The organism is Pseudomonas sp. LTR0 (assembly GCF_036630035.1).
Taxonomy (GTDB): Bacteria; Pseudomonadota; Gammaproteobacteria; order Pseudomonadales; family Pseudomonadaceae; genus Aquipseudomonas; species Aquipseudomonas putida_Y.
Genome location: NZ_CP123734.1, coordinates 4,518,052 through 4,533,175, shown reverse-complemented (window position 1 = coordinate 4,533,175; position 15,124 = coordinate 4,518,052). Strand labels below are relative to the sequence as shown.

Sequence of the window (15,124 nt, the reverse complement as noted above, 5' to 3'; positions counted from 1 at the left end):
GATGCTGTCCCTGCTGGCCTCTTCGCGGGTATGCCCGCTCCCACAGGATAGGTGTTGGTATCAGAGATCATCGTCCGTCCCTCACAGGCCACGGGCCACGGCTTTGTCGATCAGCCAGTTCAGCGACGGGCCACGGTCGCTGTTGACCGACGCCGGGCGGCCTGCCAGTTCGGCGGGCAGGCTGCTGTCCGGCTTGATCTGCACGCGGATGTCGGAGGACAGGTCTTCGCTGTTGAGGCTGGTGCTGCTGACGATCTGACCGGTGCGCACTTCGTCTTCGCCGGCCACCTGGAAGTTGACCCGGGTGCCCGGCTTGACCTCGTCGAACTGGCGGTAGCTGAAGCGCGCCTCGATCATCGGGTTGGTGGTGCGTGGGATCAGCTGGAAGATCGGCTGGCCCTTGGCTGCGTACTGGCCGTCGTCTACCAACTGGCGCGCGACCACGCAGTCGCAGGGGCTGGTGAGGGTGCCGGACAGCTGCTTGCCGAACAGCTCCTCGATCTTTGCCGGCTCCAGCTGTGCGTCTTCAAGGTTGCCCTTGAGCATGTCCAGCATGCTGGTGGTGAAGCTGGCCAGTGGCGCGCCCTTGACGATCTGCCCACCGCTTTCGACCAGGCTGCTCACGGTACCGTCGCGCGGCATGGTGACGTTGGTGGTCGGCACTGCGACCACACCGGCTTCGGCGTGGCTGACGAAGTACATGCCGTACAACGATTTGGCGACGAAGCCGAAGGCCGCAACGCCGACCACGAACACGCCCAGTGTGACGGTGACTGCCTTGAGGCGGCCGAAGGCGCTCAGGCCTGACCCACCATCCTTCTGCTTGCGCGCCTTGGTGAAGTTGTCGCGCTGCAGGGTGCTGAGTACGTCGCCGATGCTGATCAGCTCACCCGACAGGTGGCTGGTGATGATGTGCCGCAACGTGGCGATGTCACGTGGCTCAAGGTTCTGGAACTGCGCACCGATACGGCCATTGTCCGGGTTGTACGAGCGCACCTGGAACTCGATGTCGATGGACAGGCCCAGGTTGTCGACCACGAACTGCAGGCGCCCGCGCAGCACATCGCCCACCGACTGCGGTTGCTTGGCGTGGAAGCTCAGGCCGCCGGCAGATAGGTCTTCGACCTTGACTTCGTGGACCTGGCGCTGGGCGTCCAGGAACCGCAGCTTGGCGGGAATGCGTACCCGGGCGTGTTGGCGCTGGGCTTCGGACTCATGCACGACATTGACGTTCACGGCGGTATTCATGGTGGTTTGTTCCTGTTAGATCCGATCCGGGTTGGGCTCACACGACCATGAACAGCACAGCAACGAAGATGCTGGCAGCCGAGAAGGTCATGGTCCGCGAGGACCAGGTGTTGAACCATTGTTGAAAGCTGGCGAGGTCACGCTTGAGGGCAGTGGGCTGACGCGTCCACGACTGCTTGTCGAGGCGGAAGAACACATAGATCTTCATCAGCGCGCCGATGATCTGGTTGTAATAGAGAATCAGCGGGTAGGCCGGGCCTACGCTGTGGCCGGAGCACAGCAGCATGATGGTGAGGATCAGGCGGGTAATGCCGATCCACAGCAGGTACACCAGCAGGAAGGCCATACCGAACTTGAGGCTGGCGATCACCGCCACGGTCAGGCCCAGCAGGCTGGTCCACATCGACACGCGCTGGTCGAACAGCACGATGCTGGTGAACAGGCCCAGGCGACGCAGGCCAAGGCCCAGTGCCCGTGAGTTCTGCCGCAGGTTGTTGCCGTACCAGCGGTACATCAGCTTGCGGCTGGCCTTGAGGAAACTTTTTTCCGGCGGGTGCTCGACCGTGTTGATGGCGGCGTCCGGCACGTAGAAGGTGTCGTAGCCCAGGCGCATCAGGCTGAACCAGCTGGATTTGTCGTCCCCGGTAAGGAACTTGAAGCGGCCCAGGCGCCAGTGCATCAGCGAATCGCTTTCGACGTCGGCGATGAACTCGGGGTTGGTCACCACGCTGGCGCGGAACATCGACATGCGCCCGGTCATGGTCAGTACGCGCTTGGACAGGGCCATCGAGCACATGTTGATGTGGCGCTGGGCGAAGCGCAGCTTGTGCCACTCGCTCATGATGTAGCCGCCGCGCACTTCGCAGAATTCATTGGTGGTCAGGCCGCCCACATTGGGGAACAACTTGAACCAGGGTACGGTCTTGCGCACCACACCGTCGGCCAGCACGGTGTCACCGTCGATCACCGCCACTACGGCGTTCTCGTCCGGCAGCATGCGCGAGATGGCGCGGAAACCGTAGGCCAGGCCGTCCCGCTTGCCGGTGCCGGCGATTCGCACGATGTCCAGCTTCACATGGGCCGGCGGGTTGTACTTGGCCCACAGGCTCTTCACCAGCAGTTCATCGGACATTTCCACCAGCGAGCAGACCACGGTGGTGGGGAAGCCACAGTTGATCGCCTCGCGAATCACCGAGCTGTACACCTGGGCGGTGGTCAGCGCTTCGATACGGAAGCTGGTGACCATCAGGTAGACATGCGACGGGTCGGTGGCATTGCCCATTTTCTGCACCTTGCGGCGCAGGTACGGGTACACGCCGTAGAGGAAGATCATGCCGCGGATGAAATGGGTGGCGCCCATGGAGTAGCGCCAGATGCCGACTGCGCCGACCAGGAAGATGAAGTGCTTCGACTGCGAGTCGAAGATATCAGCTGGCAGGGCCAGGGCGATCAGCATGAGCAGGCTCATGTAGAGCAGCCACCCGGCGCACTGCAACAGCACTGTCTGGAGCCTTTGCATGTTCAGCATCCGTCGAGAATTCGGGAAAGGGGGCAGCGAGGGGGCGGCTCTTGTCGAGTGCCTCATCGCTGCCCGGCCGGGCACTTACCAGCAGATGCCTTCGGTACGGTTGGTGGTGCAGGTCGGTTTGTTCATGAACCCGACCAGGTCGATCACCTGCTTGCCGGCTGGCGCTTGCAGGGCCAGCGCACGGAACTGCTCGTCACGGTTGCCGAGGACGATGATGTCGGCGTTGTCGATCACCTGCTGCAAGTTGGCGTTGAGCAGCGACGACACATGGGGGATCTTCGACTCGATGTAGTCCTTGTTGGCGCCGTGGACGCGGGCGTACTGGACGTTCTCGTCGTAGATGTCCAGCTGGTAGCCCTTGCCGATCAAGCGTTCGGCCAGTTCCACCAGCGGGCTTTCGCGCAGGTCGTCGGTGCCGGCCTTGAAGCTCAGGCCCAGCAGGGCGACCTTGCGCTTGTCGTGGGCTTCGATCAGCTCGAAGGCGTTCTGCACCTGCGATTCGTTGCTGCGCATCAGCGAGTCGAGCAGCGGTGCTCGGACATCGAGGCTGGCGGCGCGATAGGTGAGGGCGCGTACGTCCTTGGGCAGGCACGAGCCACCGAAGGCGAAGCCTGGGCGCATGTAGTACTGGGACAGGTTGAGGACCTTGTCCTGGCAGACCACGTCCATCACTTCACGGCCATCGACGCCCACGGCCTTGGCGATGTTGCCGATTTCGTTGGCGAAGGTGACCTTGGTGGCGTGCCATACGTTGCAGGTGTACTTGATCATCTCGGCCACCTCGATCGGCTTGCGGATCACCGGGGCATCGAGTTCTTCGTACAGGGCCTGGAGGATGTCACCGCTGGCGCTGTCCAGTTCGCCGATGACCGTCATCGGTGGCTGGTCGTAGTCCTTGATCGCGGTGCTTTCACGCAGGAATTCCGGGTTGACCGCCACACCGAAGTCGACGCCAGCCTTCTTGCCCGAGCAATCTTCGAGGATCGGGATGACCACGTTCTTGACGGTGCCAGGCAGCACGGTGCTGCGCACCACGATGGTGTGACGGCGGGTGGTGTCACGCAGCACGTAGCCGATTTCGCGGCACACCGACTCGATGTACTCCAGGCCCAGGTCGCCGTTTTTCTTGCTGGGGGTACCCACGCAGATCATCGACACGTCGCTGGCGCGGATGGCTTCGGCGAAGTCGGTAGTGCCGCGCAGGCGGCCATTGGCGATGCCCTGTTGCAGCAGTGCTTCCAGGCCAGGTTCGACGATGGGCGACTTGCCCTGGTTGATCAGGTCGATCTTGGTGCTGGACACGTCCACACCGATCACTTCATGGCCACGCGCCGTCAGGCAGCCTGCACAGACTGCACCCACATAACCCAAACCAAAGATGCTGATACGCATCGCTATCACCTCATGTGTTTATCACGCCGACACCTCCGAAGAGAGCCGGGCTGGGTTGATTAACAACAGTTTTCGGGCGCACGGATCCATGGCGAATGCACACTTCGCCGAGCGCAGGCAAAATAAATCCGGAGCGCAAAAAGTTATGCACTCAAAGTTGGCACTCGATAGCCATTAATTAAAAAACGTGCCCTGAAATGCAGCCGTCTTTATTGCAATGCGCTACTTGGCGCGTTGCTGTGCTTGTTTTTTCAAGTGGATAAATCCTTTGAAATCAACCACTAGGACGATTTTTAAGGGGCGCGTCTCTCCTGCATGGACAAGGTCTTCGGGGGTTTCCGTAATACCTGTCGAATTTCTCATGGCGGGCAGTGGATACCCGCCGCTGTCATCTGTAAGTCATCTCTCACAGCCCGTAGGCAGGAAAATCGTTACGGCACTATGAGCGATTGGCTTCGGCAGAAGTTCCTGAGCCAGTTTCACTCGAATGAAAGATTTCTAAATATTTATTCAGTTGCGGACAATTTCAAATTGATAGCACGCGGGTGTTTCACCCCCGTGTATCAAGGACGTAACTGTTGCGAGATATTTTTATGCCAGCATCTGAAATTTTTTTTCAGAATTCGTCAAAAAAGGTATGAACGGTCTTATGGCGTTTGGCGATAAAGGGATGCGCGTCGAATTTTTGGCGTCGAATTCGTGGCGTGATGGCGGTTTGCAGCGTGCCCTGTTGCAGGGCAGAGGGGATCACGGCAACTGACCTCTTCGCAGCTTTAGCCGCGAAGAGGGCGTGGCAGCCTCACTCCGCGGGGTGATCGCGCAGGAACACCAAATGGTCCGGCTTGGACTGCTCGGCACTGTAGTAGTAACCCTGAGCATCGAACTGCTTGAGCTGTTCCGGGGTGCTGATGCGCTGCTGGATGACGAAGCGGCTCATCATGCCGCGGGCTTTCTTGGCGTAGAAGCTGATGATCTTGTACTGGCCGTTTTTCTGGTCCTTGAAGTCGACGTTGATCACCCGGGCCTTCAGGGCGCTGCGTTTCACTGCACTGAAATACTCGTTACTGGCCAGGTTCAACAGCACGTCATCGCGTTGGTCGGCCAGGGCCTGGTTCAGCCATTCGCTGATGCGCGTGCCCCAGAAGGCGTACAGGTCCTTGCCGCGGGCGTTGGCCAGCTTGGTGCCCATCTCCAGGCGGTAGGGCTGCATCAGGTCGAGCGGGCGCAGCAGGCCATAAAGGCCCGAGAGCATGCGCAGGTGGCCCTGAGCGTAGCTGAAATCGTCTTCAGTCAGGCTCTCGGCATCGAGGCCGGTGTACACGTCACCCTTGAACGCCAGCAGCGCCTGCTTGGCATTGGCCGGGGTGAAGTCTGGGGTCCAGCTGCCAAAGCGCGCAGCATTCAAGCCGGCGAGCTTGTCGGACAGGTGCATCAGCTCGCTGATCTGCGCCGGCGACAGTTCGCGCAACTGCTGGATCAGGGCCTGGGATTCATCCAGGTACTGGGGCAGGGTGAAACGCTCGGTCACTGGCGGGGTGTCGTAGTCGAGGGTCTTGGCGGGGGAAATCACCGTCAGCATCGGGTCGGCTCCTGGCATCGTTGGCCGAGGATTCTACGGGGTGGGCGGTGCAAGTCCAAACTATGGCGACGATAGTCACAGACCATGGTCGGTGCAGGCGCTATAGTTCGCGTTTTGCCGTTGCGGAGCCTTCCACTGTGCGCATTGCTTCTGCTTTGCTGGCCTGCCTGCTGAGCCTGGCCGTGCAAGCCGCCCCTTCACCCCAGGTCAGCCTGGACCGCAGCCTGTGGCCCGAACAGCTGGACAGCCCGGCGCTGTTCGATGTGGCCTCTCGGGCGGAAATCCTTTCGTTCGCCCAAGTACTGCACGAAAGTGAGTTGCTGGATGACGCGACCCTGGCGGCCCGGCTGGGGCTGCGGCAGATCAACCTGCAGAAGGTGCGCCAGGTTCGGGCGCGCATGTGGCTGCGGTTGTGGGAGGGTTATCAACAGGCGCAGCGCAGTTGTGAGCAGGATGCCTCATTCTGCTACCCGGTTACGTCCATGGCGGAGTTACGCACACAAGCGGCAACGTTCGCCACCGATGTCGGTGCGTTCTATACCGGTTGGGTCGAGCCTAGCCACCAGTTCCATGTACGTTACCTGGACGAGCAACTGCGCAAGGCGGCGTTGCTGCCGCAGACCAGCAGTGAAATTGAGCGGTTGTCTTCGCGCGAGCGCAAGGGTGACGAACTGAACGACCGCATGTTTCTGCTGACCTTTGTCGGCGGGCCCGGCCCCGAGGGGGGCAGTACGGATCTACTCACCGATTACCTGCGCCGGCAAAAGCTCGAAGGCACGTTCTTTACACTCGGTAACCGTTTGCAGCAACGTCGTGATGGTGCCTCGGTACACGCCTTGCGCCAGCTCTATGGCGGGCAGTGCGTGGGCATCCAGGGGTGGGAATACCGCTCCCATGCGCAGTGGATCGACTGGCAGGATTCGCTGCGGCGCAGCAAGGCGCGGGTGCAGGCTGATCTGCCCGAGCAGTATGTACCGCTGTTCAGCCCACCTTATGGCCAGCGCCGGGCTGACGGCGAGGCGTTCATGGCCCGCCAACAGTTGCGGGTATCGTTGTGGGACATCGATGCCCAGGATGACGGTGCATTGAGCGCAGAGGCGTCCGCGCAGCGCGTATTGACCCTGATGCTGTTGTGGCGCAAGGGCGTGATCCAGTTTCATGACAGCCTTCCCAAGGCGCAGCCGGCGGTGGAATGGCTGCTGCGCAATACCGCGCAAAGTGGTATCGGCTGGGAGGATTGCCGCGAATACGGATACCGCGAATAGAGGGTATGACTTTTGAGCGTAGTCCCCTCTGACGCTGGCGCCAAGGCCTCTTCGTCAATCGGAAAAATAAACTTCAAAAATACGTAAAAGTGCTTTTTTCGGTCATGGTTTTTGCGGTATGAAGAAACCAGACAGCCGATTCCTGCAGCACAGGTGGCGTCATCCGGGCTCACCTGGCCAGGTTCGCTTCCCGCCCGTAACAACGCGGATACGGGGACAGCGGCAGTCACTCTGCGGCGTAACAGACCACGCCGTGTGGCTTCGACATAAGGTGACCGAGTATGGATGACCAAGGACGCAACCCTTCCTCCAGCAAGCCAATCCTGTATGTGCTCGATACCAACGTCCTGATTCACGACCCTAACGCGTTACTGAACTTCGAGGAGCACCATGTCGCCATCCCGATGACGGTGCTGGAGGAACTCGACAAGCTCAAGACCGGCAAACAGAGTATCGCCGCCGAATGCCGCCAGGCCATCCGCCTGATAGACCAGACCCTCGGTGACGCTTCGCCCAGCGATGTCGAGCAGGGCGTGCCGATCCAGCGCAACAAGAGTGGCCCCAAGGGGTTCCTGTCCATCCTGATGACCCCGCGCAACGAGCCGAACAAGCTGCTGCCGGAAAACCTCAACGACAACATCATCATCAACCAGTTGCTCGAAGTTCGGGCCCGGCGCACCGACCTGGATGTCGTGCTGGTCACCAAAGACATCAACATGCGCCTGAAGGCGCGCGCTTGCGGTATAGCGGCTGAGGACTACAGCACCGACCAACTGGTCGATGACGTGTCCCTTTTGTCCAAGGGCTACCATTCGGTCACCGGCTCGTTCTGGGACCGCGTGAGCAAGGTCGATACCCGTCAGGAGCGTGGCCGCACCTGGCATCGGGTGCAGATGATCGACAACCTGCCAGCCGTGCACGTCAACGAGTTCATCATCGATGAGCAGGGCTTCGTCGGATGGATCAAGGGCATCCGTGACGACGAACTGCTACTGCTCGACCTGCACCAGGAACCGTTGCTGCATCAGGAAGCCTGGGGCCTGAAACCACGCGACATTCACCAAAGCCTGGCACTGTTCGCCCTGCTGGACCCGGATATCCACCTGGTGAACCTGACCGGCGCCGCCGGCTCCGGTAAAACCATCCTGGCGCTGGCTGCGGCCATCGAGCAAACCATGGTCAGCAAGCGCTACCGGCGCATCATCGCCACCCGCAGCGTGCAGGGGCTGGACCAGGAGATTGGCTTCCTGCCGGGCACCGAAGCAGAGAAGATGGAGCCGTGGCTGGGCGCCATCACCGACAACCTCGAAGCTTTGCACATGGATGACGAAAGCACCCATGGCAGCGTCGAATACATCCTCGAGCGCGTGCCGCTGCAGTTCAAATCGCTGAACTACATCCGTGGCCGTAGCTTCCAGCAGAGCCTGATCCTGATTGACGAGTGCCAGAACCTGACGCCGCACCAGATGAAAACCATCATCACCCGTGCCGGCTCCGGGTCCAAGGTGGTCTGCCTGGGCAACCTCGCGCAGATCGACACCCCCTACCTGTCCGCGACCAGCTCGGGGCTGACCTACCTGACCGAGCGCTTCAAGGACTTCCCAAATGGCGTGCACATCACCCTGCAGGGCGTGCCTCGCTCGGTGCTGGCCGAGTACGCCGAGTCGCATTTGTAAACCATGTAGCCGGGCAGATTACTGCCCGGCCTCTTCACGGGAACGCCCGCTCACAGGATGTCCACTTGAATCGAGATCGTGGAGCGCCTGTAGGAGCGGGCGTGCCCGTGAAGAGGCCAAACCTGGCGACACATATCTCTGCTCAAACCTGACCCACAGGTTTACACTGCGAACTCCCTTCACAGGAGCAGAGCAGTGCTGACACATCTTGATTCCCAGGGGCGGGCCAACATGGTCGACGTCACTGAAAAGGCCGTGACCGAGCGCGAGGCTACCGCCGAGGCGCGGGTGCGCATGTTGCCGCAGACCTTGCAGATGATCGTCGACGGTGAACACCCCAAGGGTGACGTGTTCGCCGTGGCGCGCATTGCCGGGATACAGGCGGCGAAAAAAACCAGCGACCTGATTCCGCTGTGCCACCCGCTGATGCTCACCAGCGTCAAGGTCGAGCTCAGCGCTGAGGGGCAGGATGCCGTGCGCATCGTCGCCCGCTGCAAGCTGGCCGGGCAGACCGGCGTGGAGATGGAGGCGCTGACCGCCGCCAGTGTGGCCGCGCTGACGATCTATGACATGTGCAAGGCTGTGGATAAAGGTATGGTCATCGAGCAGGTGCGCCTGCTGGAAAAACTCGGTGGCAAGAGTGGCCATTACAAGGTGGAGGCGTGATGAAGGTCAAGGTGATGTACTTCGCCCGTTACCGCGAACTGTTGGGCGTGGATGCCGAGCGGGTGGAGGGGGCGTTCAAGGTGCTTGATGATGTGCGCCAGGCCTTGGTAGCCAAGGGCGGGCAGTACGAAGTGCTGGCCGAGCAGAACCTGATGTGCGCGCGCAACGAAGAGCTGTGCAAGCTCGATGAACCGCTGGAAGAGGGCGATGAAGTGGCGTTCTTCCCGCCGGTGACCGGAGGCTGAACATGGCTGTGCGAGTACAGGAAGGCGCGTTCGACCCCGGGGCCGAGACCAATGCCATGCATGCGGCCAATGTGGGCGTGGGCGCGGTGGTCGGTTTTGTCGGCTATGTGCGGGATTTCAACGATGGCCGCGAAGTGGCGGGGATGTTCCTCGAGCACTATCCGGGCATGACCGAAAAGGCCCTGGCCAAGATCGTCGTCGAGGCCGAGCAGCGTTGGCCGCTGTTGAAGGTGGAGGTGCTGCACCGCATCGGTGCGCTGGAGCCGGGTGAACCGATTGTGTTCGTGGGGGTAGCCAGTGCCCATCGACAGGCGGCGTTCGATGCCTGCAACTTCATCATGGACTACCTGAAAACCCGGGCGCCGTTCTGGAAGAAGGAGAATACCCAGGAAGGGCCAAGGTGGGTGGAGGGGCGGCAGAGTGACCAGGATGCGGCGGGGCGCTGGTAATCAAGGCGCCGCCGGTCGCCTGTAGGAGCGGGTTTACCCGCGAAAGGGCCGGGCCTGCTGGCCAATCTCCACCCGCCGTTCACCGTTGCCGCCACTACCGTATTCGCGGGTAAACCCGCTCCTACAGGGGGCCTTGTGTCGCGAAAGGGCCGCGTAGCGGCCCCCGACAATCTCCGCATCAAAGCCCGAACCCCAGGGCCCGCTGCGCGGCCCGCTTGCGACACAAGCTCGCCTCTACAGGGCGCATGTAGCCTGCTGAAGGTCAGTGATGCTTGCGCGGCACCGGCTTGAGCAGCTCATCCGGCGGCATCTCGCACTTGATCTTGCGCCCCAGCAGCTCTTCGATCGCCGGCAACTGATACGAGTCGTCCTCACCGGCAAAGCTGATCGACACACCGCTGGTGCCGGCACGACCGGTACGGCCAATGCGGTGCACGTAATCGTCAGGGTCTTCCGGCAGGGTGAAGTTGATCACGTGGCTGATGCCATCGATATGGATCCCGCGCCCAGCCACGTCGGTGGCCACCAGCACGGTGATGCGCCCTTCGCGGAAGCTCTCCAGCGTGCGGATGCGCTTGTGCTGCGGCACGTCGCCCGACAGCTGGGCGGCATTGATGCCGTCGCGTACCAGCTTCTCCTCGATGCGCCGCACTTCGTCCTTGCGGTTGGCGAACACCATCACCCGTTCCCACTTGTTCTGGGTCACCAGGTTGTACAGCAGTTTGTACTTGTCGCTGCCGGCCACCGCATACACGTGTTGCTCGACCGTTTCGCTGGCCACGTTCTCCGGCTCGATCTCGACGATGGCCGGGTTGGTGGTCCACTGCTTGGCCAGGTTCATCACATCGTCGGTGAAGGTGGCGGAGAACAGCAGGGTCTGGCGCTCGCTTTTCGGCGGTGTCTGACGAATGATTTGGCGGACCTGGGGGATGAAACCCATGTCGAGCATGCGGTCGGCTTCGTCAAGCACCATCACCTCGACCATGTCCAGGTGCACTTCGCCGCGCTGGTTGAAGTCCAGCAGGCGGCCCGGGGTAGCCACCAGGATATCGCAGTGGCGCGCCTCCAGGGCTTTGAGCTGTTTGTCGAAGTCCATGCCACCGACGAAGCTCATCACGTTCAGGCCGGTGTACTTGGTCAGGGCAGCGGCGTCCTTGGCGATCTGTACCACCAGCTCGCGGGTGGGGGCAATGATCAGCGCGCGCGGTTCGCCCATGTAGCGCTCTTTAGGCGGTGGCGTCTGCTGCAACTGGGAAATGATCGAGATCAGGAAGGCGGCTGTCTTGCCGGTACCCGTCTGGGCCCGGCCGATGGCGTCCTGGCCACGCAGGGTGTAACCCAGGACCTGCGCCTGGATCGGCGTGCAGTACGGGAAGCCCAGGTCGTGGATGGCGTGCATCAGCTCGTTGGACAGCTTGAAATCGTGGAAGCGGGTTTTGCCTTCCTGTGGCTCGACCACGAAGTCTTCGGGCTTCCACAGGCTCGCCTGTGGCTTGGGCTTGCGTTCGCGACGGGGTTTGTCCTTGGCCGGCTGGTCGGCAGGTGGTGTAGCGGCGGCAGCTGGCTCAGCCTTGGGAGCGGGGTTGGCATGTGTTGCGGCCGGTATTGTCGCGGGCCGGGCTTCCGGCGTCACGCTGGCAGCAGGAGCGGCGGCTTGCGGCGCGGCCTCTCCCTTGCCGAATATTTTTCTGAGTGCTTTGAGCACGGTCGTCTCATCAACTGATTAAGGAATGTACGCCGGGCAGTGTAATGCAAGATCCGGGCGCGGCGTAGCGGAATACGCCCACAACTACAAGCGAGGCAACCTATTGCAGCTGCTTGCTCAGCCAGTCGTGGATATCGTTCAGCTCTTCGACCACCACTTCGTGTTCCATCGGGTATTCGTACCAGCGGGCAGCGACGCCCCAGATGTTCAGGTACTCGAATGCGGTGCGGCCCATGGACGGGATTACCACTGGGTCATGCACGCCATGCAGGCACAGGGCCGGGGTGCGTTGCTGGCAGGCACTCAACTGGTGCTGGTCATTGAAAGTGGGGGCATAGGTGGACAGGGCGATCACTCCGCCCAGTGCTTCCTGCCACTTTATATAGGCAGTGTGCAGCACCACCGCGCCGCCCTGGGAGAAGCCGGCCAGGAAGATCCGCGACAGGTTGATGCCTTTGGCCTGCTCGGCCTTGATCAGTGCGACCACCTGCTCGGCAGACTCTTCCAACTGCGCTTCGTCGATGGCGCGGGCCGGGGTCATGGCCTTGATGTCATACCAGCTGGGCATGGCATAGCCGCCGTTGATGGTCACGGGGCGGGTCGGTGCCTGGGGCATGATGAAGCGTGTGCTGAGCAAGCGCTCCTGCATGAATTCGGCCACAGGTAGGAAGTCGTAACGGTCGGCCCCCAGACCGTGCAACCAGATCACACAGGCGTCAGCGGTTTTCTGTGGTTCGAGAATCAGCGGGTTGGTCATGACTGCTCCGAAAGTGTGCGGGTCTTGTTATGGCGTGCGTGAAAAGTAGGCACCGGGAATGATTGTCGGAAAAAGAATGTCGCAACGATACAACTTTTACTACTTGACGAGCGCTTAAACGCTACAGCGCGACAATCTGGTACGCGCTTTGCAGTTCAACCTGTGATGCAAAGGGCAGGCCGTGACGGTAACACCCTCTGCACGCGAAGGCTGTCACAGAACAGTCCATTGCGCCAATTGACCCAATAACAAGCCAATACGGGTCGGATACGCCTCAAAAGGGTGCGGTGCAATTCCGGCTCGATACAACAAGAGCGATTTGGAGGTTGTGAATGAAGATGTTGAAAACCACCCTGGCAGTCCTGACCGCTGCCGCCGCGCTGGGCGCCGTGAGCAATGCCCAGGCCGGCGCCACCTATGATGCGGTCAAGAAGAAGGGCTTCGTCCAGTGTGGCGTGAGCGACGGTCTTCCAGGCTTCTCGGTACCTGATGCGAAGGGCAAGATCGTCGGCATCGACGCCGATGTCTGCCGCGCCGTGGCCGCCGCCGTATTCGGCGATGCCACCAAGGTCAAGTTCAGCCAGCTCAACGCCAAGGAACGCTTCACTGCCCTGCAATCGGGCGAGGTCGATGTGCTGTCGCGTAACACCACCTGGACCAGCTCGCGCGATGCCGGCATGGGTCTGGTATTCACGGGTGTCACCTACTATGACGGCGTTGGCTTCCTGGTCAACAAGAAGCTCGGCGTTTCCAGCGCCAAAGAGCTCGATGGCGCGACCATCTGCATCCAGGCCGGTACCACCACCGAGCTGAACGTCTCGGACTTCTTCCGCGCCAATGGCCTGAAGTACACCCCGATTACCTTCGACACCTCTGACGAGAGCGCCAAATCGCTGGAGTCTGGCCGTTGCGACGTGCTGACTTCGGACAAATCGCAGCTGTTCGCCCAGCGCTCCAAACTGGCCGCGCCGACCGAATACGTGGTGTTGCCGGAAACCATCTCCAAGGAACCGCTGGGCCCGGTAGTGCGTAAAGGCGACGAGGATTGGTTCAGCATCGTCAAGTGGACCTTGTTCGCCATGCTCAACGCCGAAGAGGCGGGCATCACCTCCAAGAACGTCGAGGCCGAAGCCAAGTCCACCAAGAACCCGGATGTCGCCCGACTGCTGGGTGCGGATGGCGAGTACGGCAAGGACCTCAAGCTGCCCAAAGACTGGGTAGTGCAGATCGTCAAGCAAGTGGGTAACTATGGCGAAGTGTTCGAGAAGAACCTGGGCCAGAGCACTAACCTGAAGATCGACCGTGGCATGAACGCCCTGTGGAACAACGGCGGCATCCAGTACGCGCCTCCAGTGCGCTGATGGCTGCACCCTGCGGCGGCATTCGGCCGCCGCAGGTTGTTCGGAACCCTACTTTCCGGGGCATTTCATGCAAAATCGAATCGGCGCACAAAAGGGGCTATCCCTGAATGATCCGCGTGTGCGCGCGTGGCTGTTCCAGATTCTCACGATCGTCTTCGTGGTCGGTCTGGGCTGGTACCTGTTCCACAACACGCAGACCAACCTTCAACACCGGGGCATCACCTCGGGCTTCGAGTTCCTCGACCGCAGTGCCGGCTTCGGTATCGCCCAGCACCTGATCCCCTATGTGGAATCCGACAGTTATGCGCGGGTGTTCGTCATCGGCCTGCTCAATACGCTGTTGGTGACCTTCATCGGCATCATTCTGGCGACGATACTGGGCTTCATCATCGGTGTGGCTCGCCTGTCACCGAACTGGATGATCAACAAACTGGCGACCGTGTATGTGGAAACCTTCCGCAACATTCCGCCGTTGTTGCAGATCCTGTTCTGGTACTTCGCCGTGTTCCTGACTCTGCCGGGACCGCGGGGCAGCATCAACTTCGATGACAAGTTCTTCATCAGCAACCGTGGCTTGAACATGCCTGGCGCGACCATGGCTGATGGCTTCTGGCCATTTGTGGTGGCCTTGGCAATAGCCATTGCCGCTATAGCCGTGATGGTGCGCTACGCCAACAAGCGCTTCAACGAAACAGGCGTGCCGTTTCACAAGTTCTGGGTGGGGCTGCTGCTGTTCATCGCTATCCCGAGCCTGAGCGTGCTGGTGTTCGGCAGCCCGGTAACCTGGGATATGCCGCAGCTCAAGGGCTTCAACTTCGTCGGGGGCTGGGTGCTGATCCCAGAGCTGCTGGCGCTGACCTTGGCGCTGACTATCTATACGGCAGCCTTCATCGCCGAAATCGTGCGTTCCGGCATCCGTTCGGTCAGCCATGGCCAGACCGAAGCGGCTCGCTCGTTGGGCCTGCGCGAGGGCCCGACCCTGCGCAAGGTGATCATCCCCCAGGCACTGCGGGTGATCATTCCGCCGCTGACCAGCCAGTACCTGAACCTGGCGAAGAACTCGTCGCTGGCGGCCGGTATCGGCTATCCGGAGATGGTCTCGCTGTTCGCCGGTACCGTGCTCAACCAGACCGGACAAGCCATCGAGGTGATCGCCATCACCATGAGCGTCTATCTCGCCATCAGCATCAGCATTTCGCTGCTGATGAACTGGTACAACAAGCGCATTGCGCTGATCGAGCGATGAGGATACG

At 61.0% G+C, this 15,124-nt stretch carries 13 protein-coding genes; 7 read left to right on the top strand and 6 right to left on the bottom strand.

Annotated features, from left to right (window positions below; translation table 11 throughout):
- Nucleotides 1–81: 81 nt before the first annotated feature.
- The 4 genes from QCL51_RS20785 to yaaA form a co-directional block, all read right to left on the bottom strand.
- On the bottom strand, nucleotides 82–1,248 hold the full coding sequence (locus QCL51_RS20785) for an alginate biosynthesis protein Alg44 (protein ID WP_021784116.1): 1,167 nt from the start codon (nucleotides 1,246–1,248) through the stop codon (nucleotides 82–84).
- A 37-nt stretch (nucleotides 1,249–1,285) separates the two neighbouring features.
- The gene (locus QCL51_RS20780) at nucleotides 1,286–2,767 is read right to left on the bottom strand and encodes a glycosyltransferase family 2 protein (protein WP_033730431.1); all 1,482 of its coding nucleotides are present in this window, start codon (nucleotides 2,765–2,767) and stop codon (nucleotides 1,286–1,288) included.
- Nucleotides 2,768–2,851: 84 nt separating this feature from the next.
- The gene (locus QCL51_RS20775; RefSeq protein ID WP_021784118.1) at nucleotides 2,852–4,168 is read right to left on the bottom strand and encodes a UDP-glucose/GDP-mannose dehydrogenase family protein; all 1,317 of its coding nucleotides are present in this window, start codon (nucleotides 4,166–4,168) and stop codon (nucleotides 2,852–2,854) included.
- Between the two features lie 799 nt (nucleotides 4,169–4,967).
- On the bottom strand, nucleotides 4,968–5,747 hold the full coding sequence (gene yaaA, locus QCL51_RS20770; RefSeq protein WP_021784119.1) for a peroxide stress protein YaaA: 780 nt from the start codon (nucleotides 5,745–5,747) through the stop codon (nucleotides 4,968–4,970).
- Between the two features lie 137 nt (nucleotides 5,748–5,884).
- Here yaaA and QCL51_RS20765 point away from each other — a divergent pair, with 137 nt between their 5' ends.
- The 5 genes from QCL51_RS20765 to moaE all read left to right on the top strand — a co-directional run bounded on the left by QCL51_RS20765 (nucleotide 5,885) and on the right by moaE (nucleotide 10,048).
- Complete coding sequence (locus QCL51_RS20765) at nucleotides 5,885–7,012, top strand: polysaccharide deacetylase family protein (RefSeq protein WP_084852060.1); 1,128 nt, start codon at nucleotides 5,885–5,887, stop codon at nucleotides 7,010–7,012.
- Between the two features lie 281 nt (nucleotides 7,013–7,293).
- Nucleotides 7,294–8,688, top strand: a complete 1,395-nt coding sequence (locus QCL51_RS20760) for a PhoH family protein (protein ID WP_021784121.1) — start codon at nucleotides 7,294–7,296, stop codon at nucleotides 8,686–8,688.
- 195 nt (nucleotides 8,689–8,883) lie between these two features.
- Nucleotides 8,884–9,354, top strand: coding sequence for a cyclic pyranopterin monophosphate synthase MoaC (moaC, locus tag QCL51_RS20755; protein WP_003251775.1), 471 nt, complete (start codon nucleotides 8,884–8,886; stop codon nucleotides 9,352–9,354).
- Entirely contained in the window at nucleotides 9,354–9,599 is a 246-nt protein-coding gene (gene moaD, locus QCL51_RS20750) for a molybdopterin converting factor subunit 1 (protein WP_003251777.1), read from the top strand. The genes moaC and moaD overlap by 1 nt, the downstream gene beginning before the upstream one ends.
- Before the next feature lie 2 nt (nucleotides 9,600–9,601).
- Complete coding sequence (gene moaE, locus QCL51_RS20745) at nucleotides 9,602–10,048, top strand: molybdopterin synthase catalytic subunit MoaE (RefSeq protein WP_010952421.1); 447 nt, start codon at nucleotides 9,602–9,604, stop codon at nucleotides 10,046–10,048.
- A 262-nt stretch (nucleotides 10,049–10,310) separates the two neighbouring features.
- Here moaE and rhlB read toward each other — a convergent pair whose 3' ends face one another.
- On the bottom strand, nucleotides 10,311–11,753 hold the full coding sequence (gene rhlB, locus QCL51_RS20740; RefSeq protein WP_084852054.1) for an ATP-dependent RNA helicase RhlB: 1,443 nt from the start codon (nucleotides 11,751–11,753) through the stop codon (nucleotides 10,311–10,313).
- Between the two features lie 100 nt (nucleotides 11,754–11,853).
- Nucleotides 11,854–12,510: an alpha/beta fold hydrolase gene (locus tag QCL51_RS20735; protein ID WP_021784125.1), complete on the bottom strand. Its 657-nt coding sequence runs from the start codon at nucleotides 12,508–12,510 to the stop codon at nucleotides 11,854–11,856.
- 332 nt (nucleotides 12,511–12,842) lie between these two features.
- On the opposite strand from QCL51_RS20735, the gene QCL51_RS20730 reads away from it, so the two are divergent.
- Together QCL51_RS20730 and QCL51_RS20725 are read left to right on the top strand one after the other, a co-directional pair.
- The gene (locus QCL51_RS20730) at nucleotides 12,843–13,871 is read left to right on the top strand and encodes an amino acid ABC transporter substrate-binding protein (RefSeq protein ID WP_021784126.1); all 1,029 of its coding nucleotides are present in this window, start codon (nucleotides 12,843–12,845) and stop codon (nucleotides 13,869–13,871) included.
- A 67-nt stretch (nucleotides 13,872–13,938) separates the two neighbouring features.
- A complete protein-coding gene (locus tag QCL51_RS20725) occupies nucleotides 13,939–15,117 on the top strand; it encodes an amino acid ABC transporter permease (protein ID WP_021784127.1) in 1,179 nt (392 codons plus the stop codon).
- Nucleotides 15,118–15,124 lie beyond the last annotated feature (7 nt).

Coding starts and splice junctions, on each gene's coding strand:
- QCL51_RS20785 (WP_021784116.1), bottom strand. CDS start 1,248: ATGAATACCGCCGTGAACGTCAATGTCGTGCATGAGTCCGAAGCCCAG.
- QCL51_RS20780 (WP_033730431.1), bottom strand. CDS start 2,767: ATGCAAAGGCTCCAGACAGTGCTGTTGCAGTGCGCCGGGTGGCTGCTC.
- QCL51_RS20775 (WP_021784118.1), bottom strand. CDS start 4,168: ATGCGTATCAGCATCTTTGGTTTGGGTTATGTGGGTGCAGTCTGTGCA.
- yaaA (WP_021784119.1), bottom strand. CDS start 5,747: ATGCTGACGGTGATTTCCCCCGCCAAGACCCTCGACTACGACACCCCG.
- QCL51_RS20760 (WP_021784121.1), top strand. CDS start 7,294: ATGGATGACCAAGGACGCAACCCTTCCTCCAGCAAGCCAATCCTGTAT.
- moaD (WP_003251777.1), top strand. CDS start 9,354: ATGAAGGTCAAGGTGATGTACTTCGCCCGTTACCGCGAACTGTTGGGC.
- moaE (WP_010952421.1), top strand. CDS start 9,602: ATGGCTGTGCGAGTACAGGAAGGCGCGTTCGACCCCGGGGCCGAGACC.
- QCL51_RS20735 (WP_021784125.1), bottom strand. CDS start 12,510: ATGACCAACCCGCTGATTCTCGAACCACAGAAAACCGCTGACGCCTGT.
- QCL51_RS20730 (WP_021784126.1), top strand. CDS start 12,843: ATGAAGATGTTGAAAACCACCCTGGCAGTCCTGACCGCTGCCGCCGCG.
- QCL51_RS20725 (WP_021784127.1), top strand. CDS start 13,939: ATGCAAAATCGAATCGGCGCACAAAAGGGGCTATCCCTGAATGATCCG.